Origin of the sequence: Pseudoclavibacter helvolus (assembly GCF_014191305.1) — a bacterium.
Lineage (GTDB): Bacteria > Actinomycetota > Actinomycetes > Actinomycetales > Microbacteriaceae > Pseudoclavibacter > Pseudoclavibacter helvolus.
In genome coordinates, this window is sequence record NZ_JACHWJ010000012.1 from 20,609 (window position 1) to 40,998 (window position 20,390).

Genomic DNA, 20,390 nt, shown 5'->3' on the forward strand with positions numbered 1-20,390 from the left:
TCACTCGGGCTTTGCGCGCTGACGTTCCCGGGATCGTGTCTCGGCTGACTTCTGTGAGCAAGAAGCGTGAGTGGTAGGGCGGGGCGTCACGTCATGGATTGAGGGTGTGCCAATGCTCGACTCGGCGGAGCAGGCGGGGTGAGAACCTGAGCGATCCGTCCCGTGCGCAGGTGACCGCGTCGATGTCGAAGCGGTCGGTGGCGTCGTTCAGCGCTGGGATGCCACCGGCGAGGATCGCGGTGGCGAGCGCGTCGGCGGTCACGATGTCGGCGGCGGCGACGGTGACTTGGATGAATTCACGCTGGTTCGAGTGGGGGTCGCGGCGCCAGATGTGCTCGCCACGTTCGCCGATGCCGGAGGTCGCCACCGCACGCTGAGCTTCTTGCAGTGGTACGGACATCAGGAGCGATGATCTGTCTGTGGGGTCGATGATGCCCACGGTCCAGTCTCGAGGCGACGGATTCTCTTGCGTACTGTTCTCGGTGCGTTCGCGCCCCCGCGCGAGGACATCACCGCCGACGTTGAGCAGCCAGTTCGCGACGCCGAGCTCGTCGAGCAGGTTGCCCGCTTCTTCCATGGCCTGCGCTTTCACCACACCGGACAGGTCGATGACCCCGTCGGGGCGGTGCGGGGTGAAGGCTCCGGATGTGAGCGAGCGCCAGTCGAGCGCCCGTGCGTAGGTGTCCCTCGTCTGGAGGCTCGCGTCGGCGAGGCGGAGCTCACCGCGAGCGATGAGGCTCGCCTCGGACGCTTCTCGGTAGAGGCTGAACTTCGCGTCGGCGTTCGCGAAGCAGAATTCGACGGGAGCAAGCACCTTGGGGCTCACCTGGGCGTGTGTGCGCAAACTCGCGACGGTGCCCATCGTCGCGAACGTGTGGGTGCTCACAGCCCCGCCTGGTCGAGCGCCGACTGCAGCGAGGACAGGTAGCCCTCGGTGGTGTAGGTTGCTCCGCTCACCGTAGAGACCTTGGCGGATTGTGCCGCGAGAACCTCCGCCCGGAGCACCGGTGCGGCACGGTTCGAGATCGCGACGGACCTGCCGTCGGCATCGGTGAGCTGCAGCGCTGTCACGTCCGTGATGGAGCCGCCGCTCACCGTGACCTGCACCTGGACGTTGCCGTAGCGAGTGCGCTGCGAATCGCCCGTGTACGTGCCATCGGCTGCAGTGGTCGTGGCCGAGCTCTGTCCCGCCGCGACCGGGTCAGTGGCCGTGCTGGGGTCGGGGGAGGCAGTGGGTGCGACGGCAGTGTCGGAAAGCGGGGAGCTCCCCGCCGTTGATGGCGCCGGAGCTCGCGACGTGGTGACGACGGCCTGTGGCTGATCGAGCGTTCCCGCGGCGCCGAGCTGCCACCCGGTGACGAGGACGGCGATCGACGCGATGACGCTGGCAACTGCTGCTCGTGTTCTCACCAGTCGAACCTCTCTGTGTGGATCTGCTGATCGGGGAGACCTGCGGCCTTCGCGTCCCTGACGACGAGGTCGGTCCAAGCACTCGGCCCGCAGATGTACAGGTCGGAGGAGCAGAGGTCGGGGAACACCGACTCGAGGGTCACACCTCGACCGAGGTCGTTGGCGGACATCCAGGTGCTGGTGCCCGCAGGGCGCTGCCCCACCATCGAGTGGACACGACTGCCCGTGCGCTTGGCGAGGTGCGCCATCTCATCCCACAGGTACGCCTGGGTCGGGTCGGTGGCCCGGAGGAGCACGGTTGCCTCGCCGGGTTCGAGCCTCGAGTGCTCGAGCAGCGCGCGTGCGGGGGTGATGCCGATGCCGGCGGTGATGACGGCGAGCTTCGGGGACGTGCGAGCGACGGGCGTGAAGGTCCCGTACGGGCCCTCGATGGAGACTCTCGTTCCGGGGCGGAGGCGAGAGAGGCGGCGTGTGCCGGAACCGAGCTCGCGAACAGTGATGCGCGCGTGCTCGTCGCCCGGGACCGCCGAGAAGGAGATGGGGTGCGCGTGCCACCAGGTCGCGCCATTCCAGAACCGCCAGATCGCGTACTGGCCGCCGTTCGCGCCGAGGCGGCGCAGCTTCCGTCCGCTCAGATGGATGGAGAACACACCGGGCGCGATGGCCTCGACTCCCTCCACACGCAGGTGATGGCGAAGCGATCGGATCGTGGGAGTCAGGAACCGGAACCAGGCGATGGAGCCGAAGGCGATCGCGTAGAGGCCGATCCAGTACGCGCGCTGTGGACCTCCTTCGGCGAGGACCTGCCCTGTGGAGAGCTGATGCGGCACGGCGGTGAGCACGGCGGCGTAGCTCAGCAGGTGAATGGCATGCCAGGCCTCGTAGGGGAATCTGCGCCTGACGGCGACAACCGAGGTGACGACGACCACGATGAGGAGGGCCATCGCGAGCACCGCGAGCAGGATGTCGGAAGCGCTCAGCAGCGAGATGGACTCTGCGATCACGCTGGAGCCGTCTGTCATGGCGTAGCCGATGATGAGCAGAGCCCCGTGCCCGAGGAGCAGGAAGAGGGCGGGCTTCCCCAGCCGCCGGTGAAGCGCCATGGCTTCGTCGAGGCCAACCGCGCGATCGACTGCAGGGATGCGAGCGGCGAGCACGAGCATCAGCAGGATCAGGTCGGTTCCCACGAGACCCGCGACGATGCCGACTGCCGTCACAACATCGCCGGGGGTCGCGATGCTCGCGGCGCCTCCGCTCGACAGGAACAAGGCGATCGCGGCGGCGACCGAAACCCAGCAGGCGGTGACGAGCAGGTCCGCCGCGCGGAGGCGACGGCGGTGCATGCGCGTCCTGGTCTGCGCGACCCGCTCACGGCTTGTCGGTGGCATCGTGGGCGCCTGGTCCGCGGGGGCGCTGGTGGTGTGCTGGGCGGTCACGTCGGTTCCCTCTGCAACTCTCGGGTCTCCGCTCCGAGTGCTCGGTGCGGTGGTGTCCATTCAGAGTGCGGTCGGGGCCTCGACGGAGCCGGTGAGAACGTGCCTCACTGGATTCGAGAACTCACATGTTCGCGCCACGGGGCGAACTGGGGAGGGTGACGGTCACTCGAGCACCCCCTTGTGCGAGGTTGACGATCGCGGCCACGCCGCCGGCGTTGCGAGCGAGCGCCTCGACGAGCGCGAGCCCGAGTCCACTGCCGCCGCTGCTCGTGTCCCTGGCCTCGTCTGGGCGGGTGAAGCGTTCGAATGCGTGGGGGATGAACGATTCTGGGAGGCCTTTCCCTGTGTCGCTTACCGTGAGCTCGACGGCGCCATCCTGCTGGCGGAGCTCGAGGTGGATTCTGCCAGCATCCGTCCCCCTCGTCGCCGCGATCGCGTTCGCCAGCAGGTTGTCGAGGATTCGGGAGAAGGCGGGCGCGGAAAGACGCGTGCGGTCTGTCGAGTCCTCGAGGTCGATCGTGAATTCGATATCTGGGCCGCGGGTGCCGGCGATCAGCCGAGCACGGTCCACCGCGCTCATCATCTCGGACTCGAGCTCGACGAGGTCGGCTGCCTGTTCCGCTTCGTTCGAACTCTGGCCGCGCAGGGCGTCGAGGCGCGACAGCTCGAGGAGGTTCGCGGCGAGCCGCGCGAGCCGCTCCAAGGAGCCTTGCGCGGCTCGGATCTCGTGTTCCAGTGCGGGAGCGTCACCGAACGAGCGATGAGCGAGCTCCAGCTGCGTCGTCAGCGCAGCGATGGGTGTGCGCAGCTCGTGACTGGCGGCCGAGACCATTTCCCGTTCTCGCGCGGCGGTGTCGCGCATCCCGATGATGAACGCGTTGAGCGTCTCCGCGAGGTCGGCGAGTTCGTCGCGAGCGGGTCCGACCGGCAACAGCGTCTCGCTCGACTCCGTGCTCAGCGTGCGAGCGATGCGCCTCATCCGGCTGACCGGCCGGAGCGCGGCCGTGGTGAGCGCCCAGGCGGTGAAGCCGAAGACGACCACCAGGAACCCTGCTCCGATGACCAGCGCCTGGTCGAGCGCCTCGACGGTCAGATCGCTCCCGGCGCCGCTGCGTGCCGAGACGAGCTGCCATCGGCCCTCTCCTGAGGTGACCGTTTCGGCGACCAACGTGAAGCGGACGTCCTCGTCGGTCACCATCGTCGAGACGCCCTCGGCCGCGAGCCTCGTTGGCTGGTTCCCGCTCCCGTCAGCGCCACGAGAGGCATCATCAGCGGGTGAGTCCGGTCCCTTGCCGCGGCCCTCGATCGCCGCACGGACGTCGTGGGGCATCGTATCGACTGGGACGGAGCCATCGGGCGCACGAATGTAGACCAGGACACCGGCGCTCGGCGCATCCGGTGCCTCATCTGGGTTGCTCGAGATATCAGCCACGTACGGGGCCAGGTCGCCCGTCGCCAGCGTCACCTCGGCATCGCGGACGAACTGGGCGAGCTGCAGGTGCACGGCGAACGCCGCGCCCGAGACGACGAGGGTCGCCACGAGCACGCTGCCGAGCGCGATACGGGCGCGGATGGACAGGGAGCGGAGCCACGTCATGACGTGCGCTCGCTGCTTGTGACGAGCTGGTAGCCCGCGCCGCGCACGGTCGCGATGCGGACTCCAGCGCCGCTCGGCTCGAGCTTCTTGCGCAGGTAGCTCACGTACTGGTCGACGATGGTCGGCTCGAAGTGCTCGACGGATCCCCACACTTCGTCGAGGATGTCCGCTCGAGAACACACCTCCCCCGGGTGCGCTGCGAGGTGACGCAGCAGCGCGAACTCCTTCATGCTCAGGGGGAACGGCCGTCCGTGCACGCTCGCGCGGACGGCGAGCGAATCGAGCCTGAGGGCGCCGACTTCGAGCACCGGTTGCGGAGAGCCCGATTGACGGCGGAGCTGCGCCCGGATGCGGGCGCTGAGTTCCCCGAAATGGAACGGCTTCGTGACGTAGTCGTCGGCACCCGCGTCGAGCCCGAAGATACGATCATCGACGCTATCCCTGGCCGTGATGACGATCACGGGCAGCTGGCTCCCTGACTCGCGGATGCGCCTGCACACCTCGAAGCCACTCATCTTGGGGAGCATCACGTCTACCACTGCGACGTCGAGCGGGCCGCTCGAGAACGCGATGAGCGCATCCACCCCGTTTCCGACCAGCGTGACGTCGTGCCCCTCCTCGCTGAGACCGCGATCGAGCAGCGCCCCCATCGTCGGGTCGTCTTCGACAACGAGGATCCGGGCCATCAGACCACGCCGGAAGTTCCGAGCAGAGAGCCGATGAGGAACGTCGCCCCGAGCGCCACGGCGCCTCCGGCGACAACGCGGATGGTCGGCCGCAGGGCTGGGCTCCCGCCGATGCGGGCGCCGAGGTAGCCGGTCGCCGCCAGCGCGAACAGCACGACCGCGAAGGTGGCTTGGATCCGGATGCTCTCGGGGAGCAGCAGAATCGAGAGGAGTGGGAGGAGCGCACCGATCGTGAACGCGAGTGCGGACGCTCCGGCGGCTGCGAGCGGGCTGGCCACCGCTTCTTCACTGAGGCCGAGCTCCGTCTCAAGGTGAGCCGTGAGAGCGTCCTTGGCGGTGAGTTCGACGGCCACCTGGCGTGCGGTGTCGGGGCTGAGGCCCTTGGCCTCGTAGAGGCCTGCAAGCTCGATGAGCTCTGCTTCCGGTTCCTCCGCGAGCTCGCGGCGCTCCTTCGCGATCAGGGCCTTCTGGCTGTCGCTCTGGCTGCTCACGGAGACGTACTCGCCGAGCGCCATGGAGATGGCACCGCCGACGAGCCCAGCCGTGCCCGCGGTGAGGATGGCCGGAATCGCTGTCGTGGCTCCCGCCACACCGACGACGAGCGCAGCGACGGAGACGATGCCATCATTGGCGCCGAGCACCCCGGCTCGGAGCCAGTTGAGCCTGCCGTGAATGGAAGCATCGTGTGGCTCGTGGGCATGGGCACCCGGGGTGGGCGCAGCGGGGGTCGTCATAGGCGTCATGAAAGCACAGCGCGGGCGCTTTGTGAGCGGCGAGCAGACACGAGCGGGTGAGCACTGCCTGTCCTTCCTCCGCCGAAACGTAGCTGTGGCGACGTCGTTGTCGTGGCCCGAGCTCGCTACTGCGCCAGCGCGGAGACCAGATTGATCATCGCGGCCAGCACGGTCACCCCCAGGACGAACGAGAGCAAGGCGTGCCGGAGAGCTTCGCGTCGGATACGCGTACTGAGTAGTTCTCGACGACGGCTGATACCTTGGGGTATCACTACTTGGAGGTCCGCATGTCTACTCAGCTTGAAGACCGCGCCAAAGAGGCGCGTTTGCTCCGTCGCCGTTCGGAGCTCGACCGGCTCACATACATTCGCAAGGTGGCCGAGCTCGCGCAGCTTGGCTCGCAGCGGGAGATCGCACGCGCGCTCGGGATCGCGCAGCCCAACGTGTCGAAGACGATGAAGGCCGCAGCGGCTGCGCCGCCGCTGGTCGAGGGGTTCTCGGGCGCTGACCCGTTCGAGATCGCGGAGCGCTACTCCATCGGTGAGCTGACGCTCTTCCAACTCGTCCACGAGCTGCTGCGGTGGGACTACAAGCCGACGCAGCGCACGGACGGGTACAACGACCTGTTGTTCTCCGTGCCGGGTTCGTGGGACGACATCGTGCGCGCCGAGAGCGAAGGACTGATCGGCCTCGATGTGTACGGATTCGTGCAGCGGGAGACCGCTGCGTTGGACGCGCGCCAGGAGGCTTCGGGGGAGCCTTACCGTGGGTTCACTCATGAGGAGGCGAGCGAGGCTGCGCAGCGGTTCGTTGAGGCGGCCTCTGGTGATGTGCTGGCCGGGGCTGCCTAGTGGTGGATGCGTCGCTGGTGGAGCGTCACCGGCGAGGTGTGGTGGAGCTTTCGCGTGATGGTGCGGCGCTCGCGCCGAATGCGCCGACGGCGACGATTCGGAACCCTGAGTGGTTCGTGACGCAGCGTGGGGTTTCGACGCCGACGCCGCAGCGTCTTGAGCTCCACAAGGCGCTGAAACGCGAGTACCTGGAGAAGTACCCGGACGTGCGCAACGAGTCGCGCGCGATGGTGCTGGCGGGGCCTCCCGGCGCTGGCAAGTCGACCGCCAAAGGTGAGGTGCTGGGGGAGCGGTCGGAGCAGTACCTGACGGTGGACGCGGACGAGTTCAAGGCCATGCTGTTGCGGGAGGCGTTGCGCGATGGCAGCTATGAATCGTTCATCAAGCCGGAGGCGGTGAAGTGGCTCGAATCGACGGGTGAGCAGTTCTTCCCGTTGGAGCTTGCGTCGCTCGTGCACGAGGAGTCCTCGATGCTCGCGAAGGAGCTGCGCGACGAGGCGTTGCGTGAGGGGAAGAACGTCATCATCGACACCGTGTTGTCGTCGGAGACGAGCGCCCGTCAGCTCGGGCAGCAGCTCGCAGCCGAGGGGTACACGGCAGAGGTGCTGGACGTTGAAGTGTCCTACGAAATTTCGCAGGGTCGCATCGCGAAACGGTGGCAGCAGTCCTACGAGGAAGCCACCGAAAAGGGCGGGCTCGGTGGTCGTTGGGTGCCGAGCGAATACGCACGCAGCGTGTTCGACGGACCGAACGGAAAGAGCAAGTCCGAGGCTGCCGCGCGGGTGCTCGCTGATGAGTGCCCGGTGGTGCAGCGCTACCGCGTCTATCGCACCACGCAGGAGAGCACGTCAGAGCGTCCCGCGGTCGCGTCCTGGGAGGTCGACATGAAGCGTGCAGCGCCAGGGGCTGCGCTCACGACTCCGAAGGCCGCCGCCGCAGCTGAGCACTACAACATCGCTCATCCGCAGCAGCCACAGGTCGATCCGAAGCGTGGTCCCGATCTCGGCCGGTAGATGCCGCCCGGAACGTCACGACCCCCTGCCCCGGTAGCCCGGTGCAGGGGGTCTTTCGCAACCGCTCATGGTCGCGAGGACGTGCGCGTTACTGCTGGTCTGTGTGCTGCTCTTCGCCGCCATTGGTGTCAGCTTGGGAGGAGGTTGCCGCCACCTTTGGTTTCCGAGCCGAGCGGGCGCGAACGCGCTTCTTCTTCTCGGGTTCCGTGAAGCCGATGTCACGCAAGGCGTCCGCGCTCCAGCCCGCCTTGATCGCCGCCGAGTAGGCGCGCACGTCGGCTGCTTCCGCGTCGCGCTGGAGCTCCGCGTGATGCGCTTGCAACTCCGCGAGTTCGCGCGCTGCGTCGTCGCGAGCGTCGGTGATTGACTGCCGCGCTGTGGCGAGCACTCGGATCGCTTCGATGCGGTCTTGTTCCGCGCGCTTTGCGCGCTCCACTGCTTCTTGAACGCTCACGCTATTACTCATGCTCTCCATCGTAGGGACGCGGACACAGAACGTCGAGCGCTGAGCGCTCTCTGGGTCAAGCGCTGTGCGCTTTCCCGCGGGCTCGGCCCGCAACGCGTCACGACCCGCGTCTGGCGACGTGTGCCGCTCCGCAGGGTGTCCCAGACGGAGCAAGCTATAGACTTAGCTGTGCTAAGTCGGCTTGGCCCTCGACTTTCCGTCTCTGGCTTGGCACACTGGTGGTGTGGTCCCAACGTTGTTGGTTCGCTGCGCTAGGCCGGAAAGGGGAGTGGTGTTCATGGATGAGCAGGCTTCTCGCGGGCGGTTCTTCGACCGTCGTCGTCGCGCGAATGTCGAGGGTGGTCGGCAGCACCGTCACGAGGTGAAGGTGACGCCCGAGGAAGAGGGCGCGCTGCTGCGGAAGGCGAATGCCAAGGGGATCACCATTCCCCGGCTGCTCGTGGAGTCAGCTTTGGCCGAGGACGGTGCGGAGATTCCCTCGGATCGTCGCGCGTTGCTGGTGGACATGTTCGCCGCGTACCGGACGCTGGCGAGCTTGGGGAACAACCTGAACCAGATCGCGAAGGCGACGAACGCCGAGGGGTCGGTGCCGTCCGAGCTGCGGGAGCCGCTGCGCCACACGCTGGATGCAGTGCGCACGGCGGCCGTCGCAATGAATGCGGCCATCGAGGAGATGCCGAAGCCATGATGCCGAATGTCGTGCGCGGTGATCGGATGACCGGCTTGCTGACGTATCTCGTCGGTCCAGGCCGCTCGAACGAGCACGAAGAACCACACCTGGTTGCTGGTGACAGCCCCCTCATGTCTTGGTACGACGACGCGGAGCTGAGCCGCGAATCCGCGGTCGAGATCGCTCGCCACCTCGACCTGCCGAAACGCATGTATGACACCGAGGTCAACGGCGGCCACGTCTGGCACGCGTCACTATCGCTGCGCGCAGACGAGGGTCAGCTCACCGACGAGCAGTGGGGCCAGATCGCGGAGGAGTTCGTGCGCGAGATGGGGTTCGATGACCACGAGGGCACGAAGGCACCGTGCCGTTGGGTCGCGGTCCGTCATGGCGTCTCGAAGAACGGCAACGACCACATCCACATCGCGGTGAATCTGGTTCGTGAAGACGGCACGAAAGCTCCCATCCACAATGACTACTACCGCGCGCAGCAGGTCACTCGTGCGCTGGAAACCAAGCACGGCTTGGAGGAGCTGGAGTCGGTGCGGCAAGAGCGCGCGACGCGCGGTTTCGACCCCGCGGAGCGCGAGGCGCAGGCGCGGTCTCGGGCGCGAGCTCGTTACGAGCGTGAGCGCGCGACCGGCGATACGAAGTCGCCCGCGTGGGAGGCGCTGTCCGGTGACGACCGGCGCACGAAAATCGCTGCCGAGCTGCACACTGATCAGCCCCGCTACCTCCTCTCGCTTCGCGTTCGAGGCGCTGCCGCTGCGTCACAGGACGAGGGGGAGTTCGTGCGCCGCATGCGCCGCGTCGGGCTGCTCGTGCGCCCACGTTTCGCGGACGGTCGAACGGACGTCGTGACGGGCTACTCGGTGGCCGCGCGACCCACCTACGGGGAGCGTCCGATTTGGTACGGCGGTGGACAGATGGGCCGCGATCTGACGCTGCCGAGGTTGCGCGCAGAGTGGCCGGATACCCCCACGGGCGCATCCGATGCTGCCAAGGAATGGGAGGCCGCGTACCGTGGCCGTCGCGCCGTCGCGCCGGGGCGTGAGACGCAGGAAATCGACCCCGAGATGTGGGAGCGGCAGGGCAAGGAGCTGCAAGAGACGGTTGCTCGTTTGGAGCAGATTCCGGTCGAAGATCGCGAGACATGGGCGAGGGTTTCGCGACACTCCGCGGGCATCCTGGCTGCATGGTCGAATGCCACCGAGAAGACCCCCGGACACCTCGCTGTCGCAGCCGAAGCACTGTCGCGTTCCGCGCAAACCTACCGGCAGCCTGAGCGTGAGCCGAAGGTGAACATGCAGGCCCTTGCGGGCACGGCGATGATCGTCGCCGCGGCCACTCGCGGGGGTCAGGGCGTGGTCGCGCAGCGCGCCATGATTCGGCAGATGCTGCGACTCATGGGCGCGATTCACGACTACGCGGAAGCACACCGCCAGAAGACCATCACCGACCGCATCATGACCGACACCGGATACCGGCTCGCCGCCGTGCGTGACCGCCTCGACGCACGCCCGATTCCGGGCGTCGCGGTGAAGCAACCGGAACGTGACACGTCGATGATGAGCGAGAAGGCGCGCATCGCCTACGAGCACGAACGCATCGGTCAGGCGCGCCCGCCCGAGGAGGCCGTGCGGACGCCGCTGCCGAACAAGTTGGAGCAGCCGACGCGCACTTACGAACCGACACCACAGGCCGATACCGGCGTGGAGCGATAGGAAGGGAACACGGATCATGGCTGAGGAATCAGACGGCATCGAGGAAGCCTTCGAAGGTCAAATGCGGATGGTCGCGATGACCGCAGCGCGCGCGGGGGAGATGTTCGCCCGAGCTCGCGAGGACGCGAAGCGGCGGGCACAGCAGAGCAGCGACCGCGAGGCGCGCGAGCTGGCGTCGCGCCTCGAAGCTGAGAAGCAGATGGCGCGCACGCAGTACGTCGACGTGCAGCGCCCAGAGTGGTGGGATCGCGCAACGCCGGACGAGATCGGGCAGCGCTTCCAGACCGCCCGTGCCTGGCAGCAGGAGGACCCGGAGGCAGCTCGCGCGGAGCTTCGGATGCGGCAGGAAATCAAGACTCGGTACGGCATCGATGTCCCCGCGGACGGGCGAGCGGTGAGCGGGGTCGAGGTCACAAACGCGGTGCAAGGCAGCGTCGACCAAGAGCGCGCGGCGGCCGAGCGGACGCGCGCCGAACGCGAGCGGGCCGAGGCGCTGTTGCTTGACGCTGACGCAAACCGGGACGACCGCGACGCGGACGCTGCGCGCAGCGCCGCCGAGCTCGAACCGGACGCTGAGGAGCGCGAGCGGGCCACCGTCGAGGCGGCGCAGCGCGACACCTCGTCGACGGTGGCGCGTGACAAGAGCGAAGTGCTCTACGACAGCGCCGAGCGCCGCGACGCGACCGCTCAGGAGCTCCAGAAGCAGGGTATGAGCGAGAAGGCCATCGCAGCGCGCATGCACGAGGACATCGGCCAAGCCACGCCACCCAGTGCTGCGGTCAAGCACGGCGGCCCGAAGAAGGCACCCAAGGCACGTAAGGTGGGCGGGCCGCAGAAGACCCAGCAGGCTGAGCTCGGCCGCTGAGTGGAATGCAGAAGGGGCGGGAATGGCTTGAAGTCATTCCCGCCCCTTCGTCGTGCGTGCGGTCTTATTGAGTCGTCCTGGACGCCTCCTCTGGCACGTATGGCAGCGGCTCTCCCGGACGATTTAGGTTCTCTGGGTTGTCGTGGTCAGCGCCAGCGAATGGGCCGTCCTTGTCCAGCAAGACGCGCATGTGCGGGTCGGCGTGGTTCAGGTACCAGACGCTGAGCCCGGTCGCGGAATCTTTGCGCAGGAACTCCCACGCCCGCCACATCGCCCCAAGCCGTGACATCGCTTCGGGGTACTCCCAGTAGCGTCCCGCCCACACGCGCGCGTGACCGTTGATGTGCCGCGCGTATCCGCTGATCAGGAAGCCGCGCACGAACTCATCCAACGAGGCGTAGTACAGGTCAGACTCCTCAGTCGCACCCGACTCCACATCCGGTTCCACGTCGTCGTCGACGTCGCTCGGGTCGGGCGCGAACGCCGCCGCCCCGGTGCCGAACGCTTCCCAGTCCTTAGGCATTGACACCCTCCCTCCGCTGGCGCGCCTGCTCGTCGCGCAGCTCCTTCTCCGCGTCAGTGATCGTCTGCTGTCCCTGCGGGTCATACCTCCGGATGGACTCTTTCACCGCGTCGGCGTGCGCGCCAGCCATCCACGGGATGGTCTTGGCCAGCACCGGCCGGGAGCCGGACGCGAACACGATCGCGCGGCCCTTGGGGAGCGCGGTGAGGTCGTCGACGTCCATGATCCGTTCTCGGTTCACGTTGTTCGAGACGGTGCGCTGCCCTCGCGTGTAGGAGGTGGTGGAGGTCTGTCGGTCTCGGTCTCCGATGACTTCCGACATGCTCTTCATGAACGCGGGCTCGTCGACGCCGCCGCCGTAGACCTTGATGTTGGAGGCGGACCAGAGCTTGCGCATGCCCGACTCGCCCCACACGTCCACGCCCTGCGACCAGGACTGCAGAATCGTCATGAGGATGATGCCGCGCGAGCCGTAGTGCGAATAGAGGCTCGGGAGCTGCGCCCACCGGCACACGTTCGCGGCCTCATCGAGCACGCCCACGAGCGGCACGCGCAGGCGTCCACCGGGGGACTGGCGGCCGAGCTCTTCGGCGGCTTCCGTGACGGCCACGGTCAGTGCGGTGACCAAAGGGCCGGCGGTGCTCTCCCCCTCCATGGAGAGGCTGTAGAGCGTGCCTGGGGTGCGCACGAACTCGGCGGGGTTGAAGTGCGGGCGCGCGTCGTGCTCGCCTTGCGGGTTTACCCACGCGGCCACTTGGCGGTTCGTGAGGCACGCGGCCATCTGCATGGCCGTGCCGTAGATGCCGCCGCGCTGTTTCTCGGGTGAGCGGATCACGCCGCGCAGCTGCTGTGCGAGCAGTGGGTAGTCGTGCTGCTGGAGGATCACTGCCGATTCTTCATCGTCGGGCTTCGCGAGCCACGTGTAGACGTCGGTGATCGGCCGCTGGTCGAGGGCCGCGGCGAGGAGGAGCCCTGCGAGGAGGTCTTTTCCTGCGGGCTCGAAGAACGCGTCCGTCTTGGCACCGGCTGGTCGGGAGCCGTTTGCGAAGTGGGCGGCGAGGTTCTTCGCCTTCACCTCGTCGGTCACGTACGAGAGGGGGTTCCACCACCACGTCGGTTGCTCGTTCGCGACGCCCTGCGGATCGAACACCCAGACCGGCCCCACGTTCGCGCGGACGCCACGGGTGGCGTCCACGACGTCGCGCTTGTTGGAGGTCACCAGCACGCCCCCTGGAGCGTCCAGAATCGCCGGGATGGCACGAGAGGTCGTCTTTCCCGTGCGAGGCCCCCAGATGTCGATATGCATGTCTTCGACGGAGCCGTAGAGCGTCTGCCCGTCGATGACGGCTTTCCCGACCTCGACGCCCACGAATCCGTCGACGCCGAGACGCTGCGCGGTGCCTTCGACGGCCTTGCGCTTCAACCCGGCGATGTCGCGACCCCGGCCCATCGAGCGGGCCGCGTAGTCGACGCGGCTGCGCTTGCGGCCGCTTCGCATCTTGGCGATGAGGAACAGCGTGAGCAACGCGGCGAGGACCACACCGCAGCCAATCGCGACGACGGTGCCCCACACTCCGGGCCAGGCGAGATCGCCGCCGAGGAGCCCGAAAAGCATCTGGAACGGATCGACCGGGAGATTGGTGCCCGTGGCCGCGAGCTTGTGACCGAGAACCATCGAGACCCACACGACGGCGAGCGTGACCACGACGAGGCCGATGCCCCAGAACATGAGCAGTGTGCCGCCCGAAAGGCGCGCCCCGTTGTCGTAGCGTTCCCGATGCTGTGAGCTCATGATGCTTCGCCTTCCCTGTCACCGACGCGAGATTGTTCGTGCCAGCGCGTGTTCGTGTCGCTCATCAGGTCATCGGCTGCCGTGAACTGCACGTCGACGGGGATGCCTGGGCGCCCGCCGACCTTGACCAGGAACTTCCCCCGCCCGGGAGGGGTCGCTTCCTGGTTCGTCGTCGGGTCCCACGCGGGCGGGTCCTGCCAGCCGATCAGCAAGTCCTGCTCCGCTCGGGACAGCGGGATCGCGGACGTGAGCTGCGGCATCTCCGCGGACGGGAGCCCGCCGCAGATGACCATTCCCGAGCGCTCCACGAACCCCTTCGCTTTCATCCGGTCCTCCTCAGAAGCGAGGGAGAGAAGGTCACTCATCGTGTGGGTGACCATCGCCATGCCGACTCCTCGAGTTCGGTTCAGGCGGGTGAGCGCGTCCACGCGGTCGACCATGCCGCGGCCGGCGCGGAGGGCTCGCCAGAGTTCGTCGAGCACCACGAAGTAGTGCCGTCGCGGCTCCAGGCCCGCGTCCGCGAGGGCGTTCGCGACGTTGACCGTGCCGAACCCGGCGGACCAGCACGCGAGCAGCGCTGCGGCCTGGAGGTCCATTTCGGAGTCGTCGATGGAGGAGACGTCGTAGACCACGGGCCGGTCACGACGCATCGGGTTCGTCGTCGGCTTGGAGAACATCTCCCCGAGACGGCCACCGCCCGTGAGCCCGATCAGCGAGGCTTCGAGGTCTTCGGTGATCTCCTTGTACCGCTCATCGCTGCCGCGGTCGAGCGCGACCGCCCGCACCTCCAGGGGTGGGTCCTGGATGACTTTGAGGAGATCGCCCAGCACAGGCACGCCCTCGTGGGTGTCGTCGAGCACCTTCAACGCTCGGTCCAGGATGGTCTCTTCCCGGTCGGTTGGCGGAGCGCCGCGCATGATCGTCAGGAGCGCGGAGACCATCGTGTGACGACGGCCGTGCGCGTCCGCGAGGACCTGGAGGGCTTCTTTCTCGTAGCCCTCCGAGCGCAGCCGGCGAGCTGCTTCCGTGGACTCGCCGGGGTCGAGGATGTTGAGGTATCCGCGGCCACGTCCGAGCTCGATGACCTGCCCGCCGAGCGCCTGGATCATCACCAGGTAGTCCGGCTTCAAGTCACCCAACACCATGGGAATCACGCCGTAGCCAGAAAGGCCGGCGGCCATGCGCCGGATGATCGAAGACTTCCCCAATCCGGGCTTGCCAAGTACGAACACCGAGGGGTTCGAGATCAGCTTGGCCCGCTGGAACCAGGAAATGGGGTCGCAGCAGAGCGTCGCGCCCGTGTGAATATGGCGACCAAGCGGCACGCCCACCATGGGCGTGCCGGTCCCGATGGCGAACGGCCAGAGCCCGCACACCTGGACCGTCGTGCCCCGCCACTCCTGAGGAGCCTGCACGTACGTGGATTCGCCACGGCCCTTGCCGAGCCAGCCGCGCATCCCCGGCCGCTTAGGACGGAGTGCGGTGGGCTCGGTCTTTTCGTTCTTGGCTGCCTTGGAACTCTTGCGCTTCTTCTCGCTCGCTCCCTTGTCGCGCCTGGTGAGTGTCATAGCTTGTCCCTCAGTTCGGCTGGCACCTTGACGTGCTTCTGGAGCACGAGTCCCAGCGGCAGGGCTGCCGCGAATGCGGAGTCCTGCGATCCGAAGACCGGACGCACACGCAGGCGTGCGGTCGCGGCCAGGTTGTCGATGGCAGCTCGCGCGTCGGCCACCATGTCGAGATCGTCGACGGTTGCCGTCACGAGCACGCCGAACTCGACGAGGCCCGCGCCGGATGCTTCCTCGCGTGCCGTGGCTTCCGCGGCGCGGATGCCGAGGCTGTCACGGGCGGAGGGCTTCGCCGTCGCGGTCGCGCGGAACTGAGCGGCCGACAGGTCGGCCTCAACGATGGCCGCAGCTCGCGCCGAGTCAATCGGCCGGTACAGCAGCGTGATGCGCTTGCGCGCGATGTCGCGGTGTGGGGCGAGGAGCTTCGCGAGGACCCCGGACTGGACGCTGCCGCGGGGAGCGGAGGTCATCGACCAGGTGACCGAGTAGGCCGAGTCGTGGCGGTATCCGCCCCAGTCGGCCTGCGCGGCCGTTGGGCCAACGTCGGGCCAGGTCAGCTCGGGCGTCTCCCCGTTCGCGTGCGCCTCATCGATCAGGGCTGCCGCGGCCGGGTCATACGCGATACGCACGGTCTCGCACAGCTCTTGCGCGGCGACCGGATGCGCAGCCCCAGCACCCGTCGCTTCAAGCCCAGCAGTGAGGCCCGGGATGCGAGCGGCCAGCTCGCGCGCCATGTCGTCGGCGCTGCGCTTCTTGCCACCGGATCGCATCGTGGCGGAGAACGTCAGTGCCACGTAGGCCTTCACGGTCGAGGAGCCGGACGGGTACGAGTCCACGATGTCGGTGAGCATGCCGCGCGCGAACTCGGGTGCTGACGCATCGATGTTCGTGGCGACCTCGCGGCGCAGCCGTGTCCCCGAGTCCGGGGCGGTCTCGATGGTGACGGCCGCGGCCTCCAGGCCCGGTTCGTCCCCGATGTTGGAGAGCCAGTGGCCCCAGTCGGCCACCCACGAGTCGACCTGTTCTGGGTCGACGAGCGCTGCCCCATCTGGCTCGGTGCCGAGCACGATGGAGTACGAGAGCGTCGCCGGCGTGTAGATCAGCGCGAACGGGCGACCGTACGAGTCGCGGTGCTCGCTGAGCCGCGTCGGAGCTGCGAGGCCGGGGAGCTGGTACGTTCCCCAGTCGGTGCGGCCGATGGGGCCAGACCGGTACACGTTCGCGCCCCGGCTGCGCGCCGCGGCGAACCCGAGGCGGGTCGCGATGCGGCTCACCACGGACTGCCCGTGCGAGTCCTTCGTGACCACTGCGAGCATGAGGATCGAGAGCACCCCGAAGGTGATCGCCGCCTCCAGCACGCCAACGAGCATCACGATGAGCACCACCAGCACGAGGCAGCCGAGCATGAGCGCGGTGCCGACCGATCCGAGGCCCATGAGGCCGGGGGAGGTTGGACGTCGCCAGTTCCCGTAGGTACGGGGCGCGCGGTTGTTGGGGTCAACGGCTACCATCTGGGCCGCCTCCTTCTCCAGTCGATTGCTCACCGAGGTCCTTCACGGCTCCTGCCGCGGCCTGTCCCGCTTGCTGCGCCTTCCCGAGCGCTACACCCGCGGCAGCGCCAGCCGCCATGCCGACCGGGCCGCCCGCGGCTCCTGCGGTCGCGCCCGCTGCGGCACCTCCACCGGCTCCCGCAGCAGCTCCAGCACCTGCACCGGCCCCAGCTCCCGCTCCTGCGGTTGCTGCGCCGGCACCGCTCGTCGCGGCTCCCGTCGAGGCTGCGCCGGAGGATGCTGCGGCGCCCGACTTGCCACCAGCTGCGCTCTGCGCGCCAGCGTTCTGCGCCGATGAGGACGCGGATTGGCTACCGGACTTCCCACCTGTGGGTGCCGAGCTCGAACCGCTGTCGCCCTTCTCGCCGGAACGGCCGCTGTTGCCGTTTCCACCGCCGCCACCTCCTGTCGAGAGGCGACCGAGGGCTGCGGCGCCACTGGGGAGAGCCGCCAGGGCGCCGGCGGCGAGCATCCCGCCGCCGGCGCCGGCTGCCATCGAACCGACCATGGGCGTCACGAAGCGCATGAGAGCGGGCATCGCGAAGAGCGCGATGATCATCAGCATCAGGCCGGTCAGAATCGCCAAGATGCCAGTGCCGTCGTCTTGGAAGACGTCGGTGCCGGCCAGTTGGAACGCCGCGCCGTAGACGATCGCAGCGGCTGGCTTGTAGAGGACGAGGGCGATGATCCAGCCGACGCAGCGCTTGAACCAGGTCTTTCCCATCTCCGTGTTCGTCGCGGCTGCGGCGACCGGGAGGATGCCGACGAGGACGACGAGCATGCCGCTACGAGCGACCATGAGCACGATCTGGAACGCAGAGGTCAGGATCGCGATGAGGCCCAGAATGATGATCAGGATGGGCGCGAGTGCTCCCCCAGCCGGGTTGTTCGTGAAGGCCAGGAGCGTCGTGATGTTCTCCCCGAAGCAGGCACTGCCTTCGGCGTCGACCCCTGTGGGGCAGTTCGTCGACGCGTTCAACACCCACACGGAGAATTGGTCGGATGCACTGATCAAGATGCCGACCATGGAGGTTCCGAACGCGGTGACGGCGATGAGCGTGATGAGGCTTTGCACGAGATCGCGCCCGGGCTCAGCGCGCTTCTCCCAAGCCATGCGGATGCCGCCGATGATCACCGACAACACGGCGACGGCTCCAAGAATCCACCACAGCGAGGATTGGATGAAGAACGCAGCACCGCCGACCCCCTGCGGGCCTCCGCTGCTCACGAGCTGAGCCACGAGAGCGCTTGCCGCGCTGATGAGCACGACGCCGCCGAGGACGAATCCGAGCTTCCCGACCGCCATGAAGCCCTCACCGGCACGCATGCGGGTCGCTATCTGCATGGCCAGGAAGACCGCCGAGATGATGGCGAAGACGAGACCGAGCCAGGTCACCCAGCCGAGCAGCACTTCTATCTCTGTGCTGATCGGAGGTGCACCCACGACGGTCTGGTCACCGCTATCGGTCAGGTTCGGCGTACCGATGTAGACCCAGATGGTGCCGAGGGAAGCCACCATCTTGCCGACGCCCTCTGCAATGGAATTGGCCAAGTCTTCAACTGCGCCGCTGGCGACAGCCTGCGCGCCTTCCGCCAAATGGCAGTTGACGTTCCAATAGTTCCACCCGGTGCAGCCCGGGTCTGCCGCGGCCACGGTCTAGGCGCTCCAGGCGATGTACCCCGCCAGGTCAGGGATGGTCGCCACGTCGATGGGTGCGTTCGGGTCGGTCACGCTGAGCTTCCAGTCACCGGCTTCCCACACCAGGTCGTAGACCGACGACAGGTTGACGACTTGCCCGTTCGTGGAGCCCTGCGCCGCGATATCGATGCGTGCTGTGTCGCCCGTGTAGGACAGAATGCGGAAACCTTCGATGTCTACGCGTACGCCTGTATTGCCGCCACCGGTTCCCGGTCCTGCGGCCAGGACGGCCTCACGGTTCGGTCCCTCAGCGAGGAAGTAGTCCAGGAACAAGCCAACGGTTTCGGAGTTGCTGCCCTGGGCGACTGCGTTCGCGGCGGCAAACACTGCGCCTTCGGGCGAGTGCTGGAAGCAGCTGCGGATCCCGTTCTCATCGGTCTGCCCTGGACCATACGTTGCAGACTTCGGGTACCCCAGAGTTCCATCGAACGCCCACTCCGCTTCGGGAGCCGCCGTGACGGAACCGGTCAGCACTTCACCGGGGAGGCCGCACACGCTGCTGCTTTCGGGAGCAGGTTCCTCGGTCGCCTGAGGCTCGGATGGAGCGGTGCTTGGCTGGCTGGTCGCGCTCGCCAGTGGGGCCGCCGCTTCGTCATCCTGCCTGTTGAGTGCGCCCACCACGGCGAGGGTGATGCCGAGTGTCGCCACAATTGCGACGACGATGGCCGCGACGATGAACCCTGGGCGCGTGAACGGGCTGGAGGTGTTTTCTTCGTTGTTGGCCATGTTGCGGCGCTCCTTAGATCAAGAACCCGATGAGGGACGTCGCGGCCGAGATGACGATGACGCCACCGAGGGCCATGCCGATCTTTCCGGCGTGCTCGCCGCCCTCACCACGGCGCGACTGGATCGCCATGAGGGCACCGGCCATGATGAGGCCGATGACGCAGATCGCGAGGGCGACCCACTTCAACCAGCCCATGATCGTGGTGACGCCTTCGGTGCCCGGAGGCTGGATGGGCGGGGAGTCCGGGATGCCCAGCGGGGCGACGGTGGCTGCGTAGTCTCCGACGAGCGCGACAGCGGTGATGAGTTCAGGGCTCATGACGGTCCTTTCAGTGGGTGGTGCGCGAGGCACCAGTGAGAATTGCGGTCAGATCGGTGACAAAGGCGCGAACGTCCTTGTGGGCTGTGGTGGGGTCCGGGAGTTCCCCGAGGCGTAGGGCGTCGCTCCAGGGCACGTTCCAGACGCGAGGGACTCCGCCGCCGACGATGGCGGCGAAGTCGCGCAGCGGGCGCGGGAGCTTGCCTGGGGCGTCTGCGACGATGACGAGGCCCACTACGTCGACGAACGGGACCAGTCCCGAGCCCCACTGTGTCGCCGCGCGCTGCGCATCAAGCAGCCCTTGCATGTTCGAGCGGGCGACGATGACGACTCGAGAACGGTTGTTCGACGTCGTGACGTGCGGCCACGCGTGTCCGGCAGCGACCCAGTTCGGAGAGAGCGCCGCAAGGGAGGACTCCCCCGCGCCGCCATGAGCTCCAACTAAGAAGAGCTCGGCTTCCCGGTGGAAGGGACGTGTGCCGAGCTGGTCTGCTCTGTCTGGAGCTGGGACGCCGCGTTGCGGAGCAGCCGGCCCCTGTATGCCCGTCGAGATTGCGTCTGCGCTCGCTTCGAGCTCCACGGGCGGAACCAGCGGCTGGGAGACCCATGGGTTATGAGCCGTGCTCATCTTCTACCTCCCCCGATAATTGCGGCATGTCTGTCGACCTCAACCAAGCCCGACAAGCCAATTTAACTATAGAGAAGAGTGTAGCTGACGTGAAGCTATCCAGTGCTGTACAAGACGTCAAAATGTGTATAGTGGG

The 20,390-nt window shown here is 67.4% G+C and carries 20 protein-coding genes; 5 read left to right on the forward strand and 15 right to left on the reverse strand.

Annotated features, from left to right (window positions below; all coding sequences use genetic code 11):
• Positions 1-91: 91 nt before the first annotated feature.
• The 6 genes from FHX72_RS18005 to FHX72_RS18030 form a co-directional block, all read right to left on the reverse strand.
• On the reverse strand, positions 92-886 hold the full coding sequence (locus FHX72_RS18005) for an FAD:protein FMN transferase (protein WP_338110171.1): 795 nt from the start codon (positions 884-886) through the stop codon (positions 92-94).
• Complete coding sequence (locus tag FHX72_RS18010) at positions 883-1,410, reverse strand: FMN-binding protein (RefSeq protein ID WP_183626898.1); 528 nt, start codon at positions 1,408-1,410, stop codon at positions 883-885. The genes FHX72_RS18005 and FHX72_RS18010 overlap by 4 nt, the downstream gene beginning before the upstream one ends.
• Positions 1,407-2,846: a ferredoxin reductase family protein gene (locus tag FHX72_RS18015; RefSeq protein ID WP_338110172.1), complete on the reverse strand. Its 1,440-nt coding sequence runs from the start codon at positions 2,844-2,846 to the stop codon at positions 1,407-1,409. Before FHX72_RS18015 ends, FHX72_RS18010 begins: the two co-directional genes overlap by 4 nt.
• Positions 2,847-2,967: 121 nt before the next feature.
• Positions 2,968-4,443, reverse strand: a complete 1,476-nt coding sequence (locus FHX72_RS18020; protein ID WP_183626901.1) for a sensor histidine kinase — start codon at positions 4,441-4,443, stop codon at positions 2,968-2,970.
• Positions 4,440-5,129: a response regulator transcription factor gene (locus FHX72_RS18025; protein WP_183626903.1), complete on the reverse strand. Its 690-nt coding sequence runs from the start codon at positions 5,127-5,129 to the stop codon at positions 4,440-4,442. The genes FHX72_RS18020 and FHX72_RS18025 overlap by 4 nt, the downstream gene beginning before the upstream one ends.
• Complete coding sequence (locus FHX72_RS18030) at positions 5,129-5,872, reverse strand: VIT1/CCC1 transporter family protein (protein WP_420892899.1); 744 nt, start codon at positions 5,870-5,872, stop codon at positions 5,129-5,131. The genes FHX72_RS18025 and FHX72_RS18030 overlap by 1 nt, the downstream gene beginning before the upstream one ends.
• A 278-nt stretch (positions 5,873-6,150) precedes the next feature.
• Between FHX72_RS18030 and FHX72_RS18035 the strand changes: the two genes are divergently transcribed.
• On the forward strand, positions 6,151-6,714 hold the full coding sequence (locus FHX72_RS18035; protein WP_183626905.1) for a helix-turn-helix domain-containing protein: 564 nt from the start codon (positions 6,151-6,153) through the stop codon (positions 6,712-6,714).
• Positions 6,715-6,830: 116 nt separating this feature from the next.
• Positions 6,831-7,727, forward strand: coding sequence for a zeta toxin family protein (locus FHX72_RS18040; protein ID WP_183626907.1), 897 nt, complete (start codon positions 6,831-6,833; stop codon positions 7,725-7,727).
• Positions 7,728-7,815: 88 nt separating this feature from the next.
• Here the strand turns inward: FHX72_RS18040 and FHX72_RS18045 are convergent, their stop codons facing one another.
• Positions 7,816-8,193: an SPFH domain-containing protein gene (locus FHX72_RS18045; RefSeq protein WP_183626910.1), complete on the reverse strand. Its 378-nt coding sequence runs from the start codon at positions 8,191-8,193 to the stop codon at positions 7,816-7,818.
• Positions 8,194-8,470: 277 nt separating this feature from the next.
• Here FHX72_RS18045 and FHX72_RS18050 point away from each other — a divergent pair, with 277 nt between their 5' ends.
• The 3 genes from FHX72_RS18050 to FHX72_RS18060 are packed head-to-tail and all read left to right on the forward strand — an operon-like array spanning position 8,471 to position 11,452.
• On the forward strand, positions 8,471-8,881 hold the full coding sequence (locus FHX72_RS18050; protein ID WP_183626912.1) for a plasmid mobilization protein: 411 nt from the start codon (positions 8,471-8,473) through the stop codon (positions 8,879-8,881).
• Positions 8,878-10,587, forward strand: a complete 1,710-nt coding sequence (locus FHX72_RS18055; RefSeq protein ID WP_183626914.1) for a relaxase/mobilization nuclease domain-containing protein — start codon at positions 8,878-8,880, stop codon at positions 10,585-10,587. The genes FHX72_RS18050 and FHX72_RS18055 overlap by 4 nt, the downstream gene beginning before the upstream one ends.
• Positions 10,588-10,603: 16 nt before the next feature.
• Positions 10,604-11,452, forward strand: a complete 849-nt coding sequence (locus tag FHX72_RS18060; RefSeq protein WP_183626916.1) for a hypothetical protein — start codon at positions 10,604-10,606, stop codon at positions 11,450-11,452.
• A gap of 64 nt (positions 11,453-11,516) precedes the next feature.
• Here the strand turns inward: FHX72_RS18060 and FHX72_RS18065 are convergent, their stop codons facing one another.
• From FHX72_RS18065 to FHX72_RS18100, 8 genes are all read right to left on the reverse strand, one after another.
• Positions 11,517-11,975 (reverse strand): DUF4913 domain-containing protein, encoded by a 459-nt coding sequence (locus FHX72_RS18065; RefSeq protein ID WP_244964388.1) that lies wholly within the window; start codon positions 11,973-11,975, stop codon positions 11,517-11,519.
• Positions 11,968-13,767, reverse strand: a complete 1,800-nt coding sequence (locus tag FHX72_RS18070; protein ID WP_183626920.1) for a type IV secretory system conjugative DNA transfer family protein — start codon at positions 13,765-13,767, stop codon at positions 11,968-11,970. Before FHX72_RS18070 ends, FHX72_RS18065 begins: the two co-directional genes overlap by 8 nt.
• Positions 13,764-15,335 (reverse strand): ATP/GTP-binding protein, encoded by a 1,572-nt coding sequence (locus tag FHX72_RS18075; protein WP_183626922.1) that lies wholly within the window; start codon positions 15,333-15,335, stop codon positions 13,764-13,766. Before FHX72_RS18075 ends, FHX72_RS18070 begins: the two co-directional genes overlap by 4 nt.
• Positions 15,332-16,843, reverse strand: a complete 1,512-nt coding sequence (locus FHX72_RS18080) for an SCO6880 family protein (protein WP_183626924.1) — start codon at positions 16,841-16,843, stop codon at positions 15,332-15,334. The genes FHX72_RS18075 and FHX72_RS18080 overlap by 4 nt, the downstream gene beginning before the upstream one ends.
• Positions 16,830-18,434, reverse strand: a complete 1,605-nt coding sequence (locus tag FHX72_RS18085; protein WP_183626925.1) for a TrbL/VirB6 family protein — start codon at positions 18,432-18,434, stop codon at positions 16,830-16,832. Before FHX72_RS18085 ends, FHX72_RS18080 begins: the two co-directional genes overlap by 14 nt.
• 105 nt (positions 18,435-18,539) lie before the next feature.
• Entirely contained in the window at positions 18,540-19,307 is a 768-nt protein-coding gene (locus FHX72_RS18090) for a DUF8175 domain-containg protein (RefSeq protein WP_183626926.1), read from the reverse strand.
• A gap of 13 nt (positions 19,308-19,320) precedes the next feature.
• Positions 19,321-19,626: a hypothetical protein gene (locus FHX72_RS18095; RefSeq protein WP_183626927.1), complete on the reverse strand. Its 306-nt coding sequence runs from the start codon at positions 19,624-19,626 to the stop codon at positions 19,321-19,323.
• Between the two features lie 10 nt (positions 19,627-19,636).
• Positions 19,637-20,254 (reverse strand): DUF6668 family protein, encoded by a 618-nt coding sequence (locus tag FHX72_RS18100; protein WP_183626928.1) that lies wholly within the window; start codon positions 20,252-20,254, stop codon positions 19,637-19,639.
• Between the last annotated feature and the right edge of the window lie 136 nt (positions 20,255-20,390).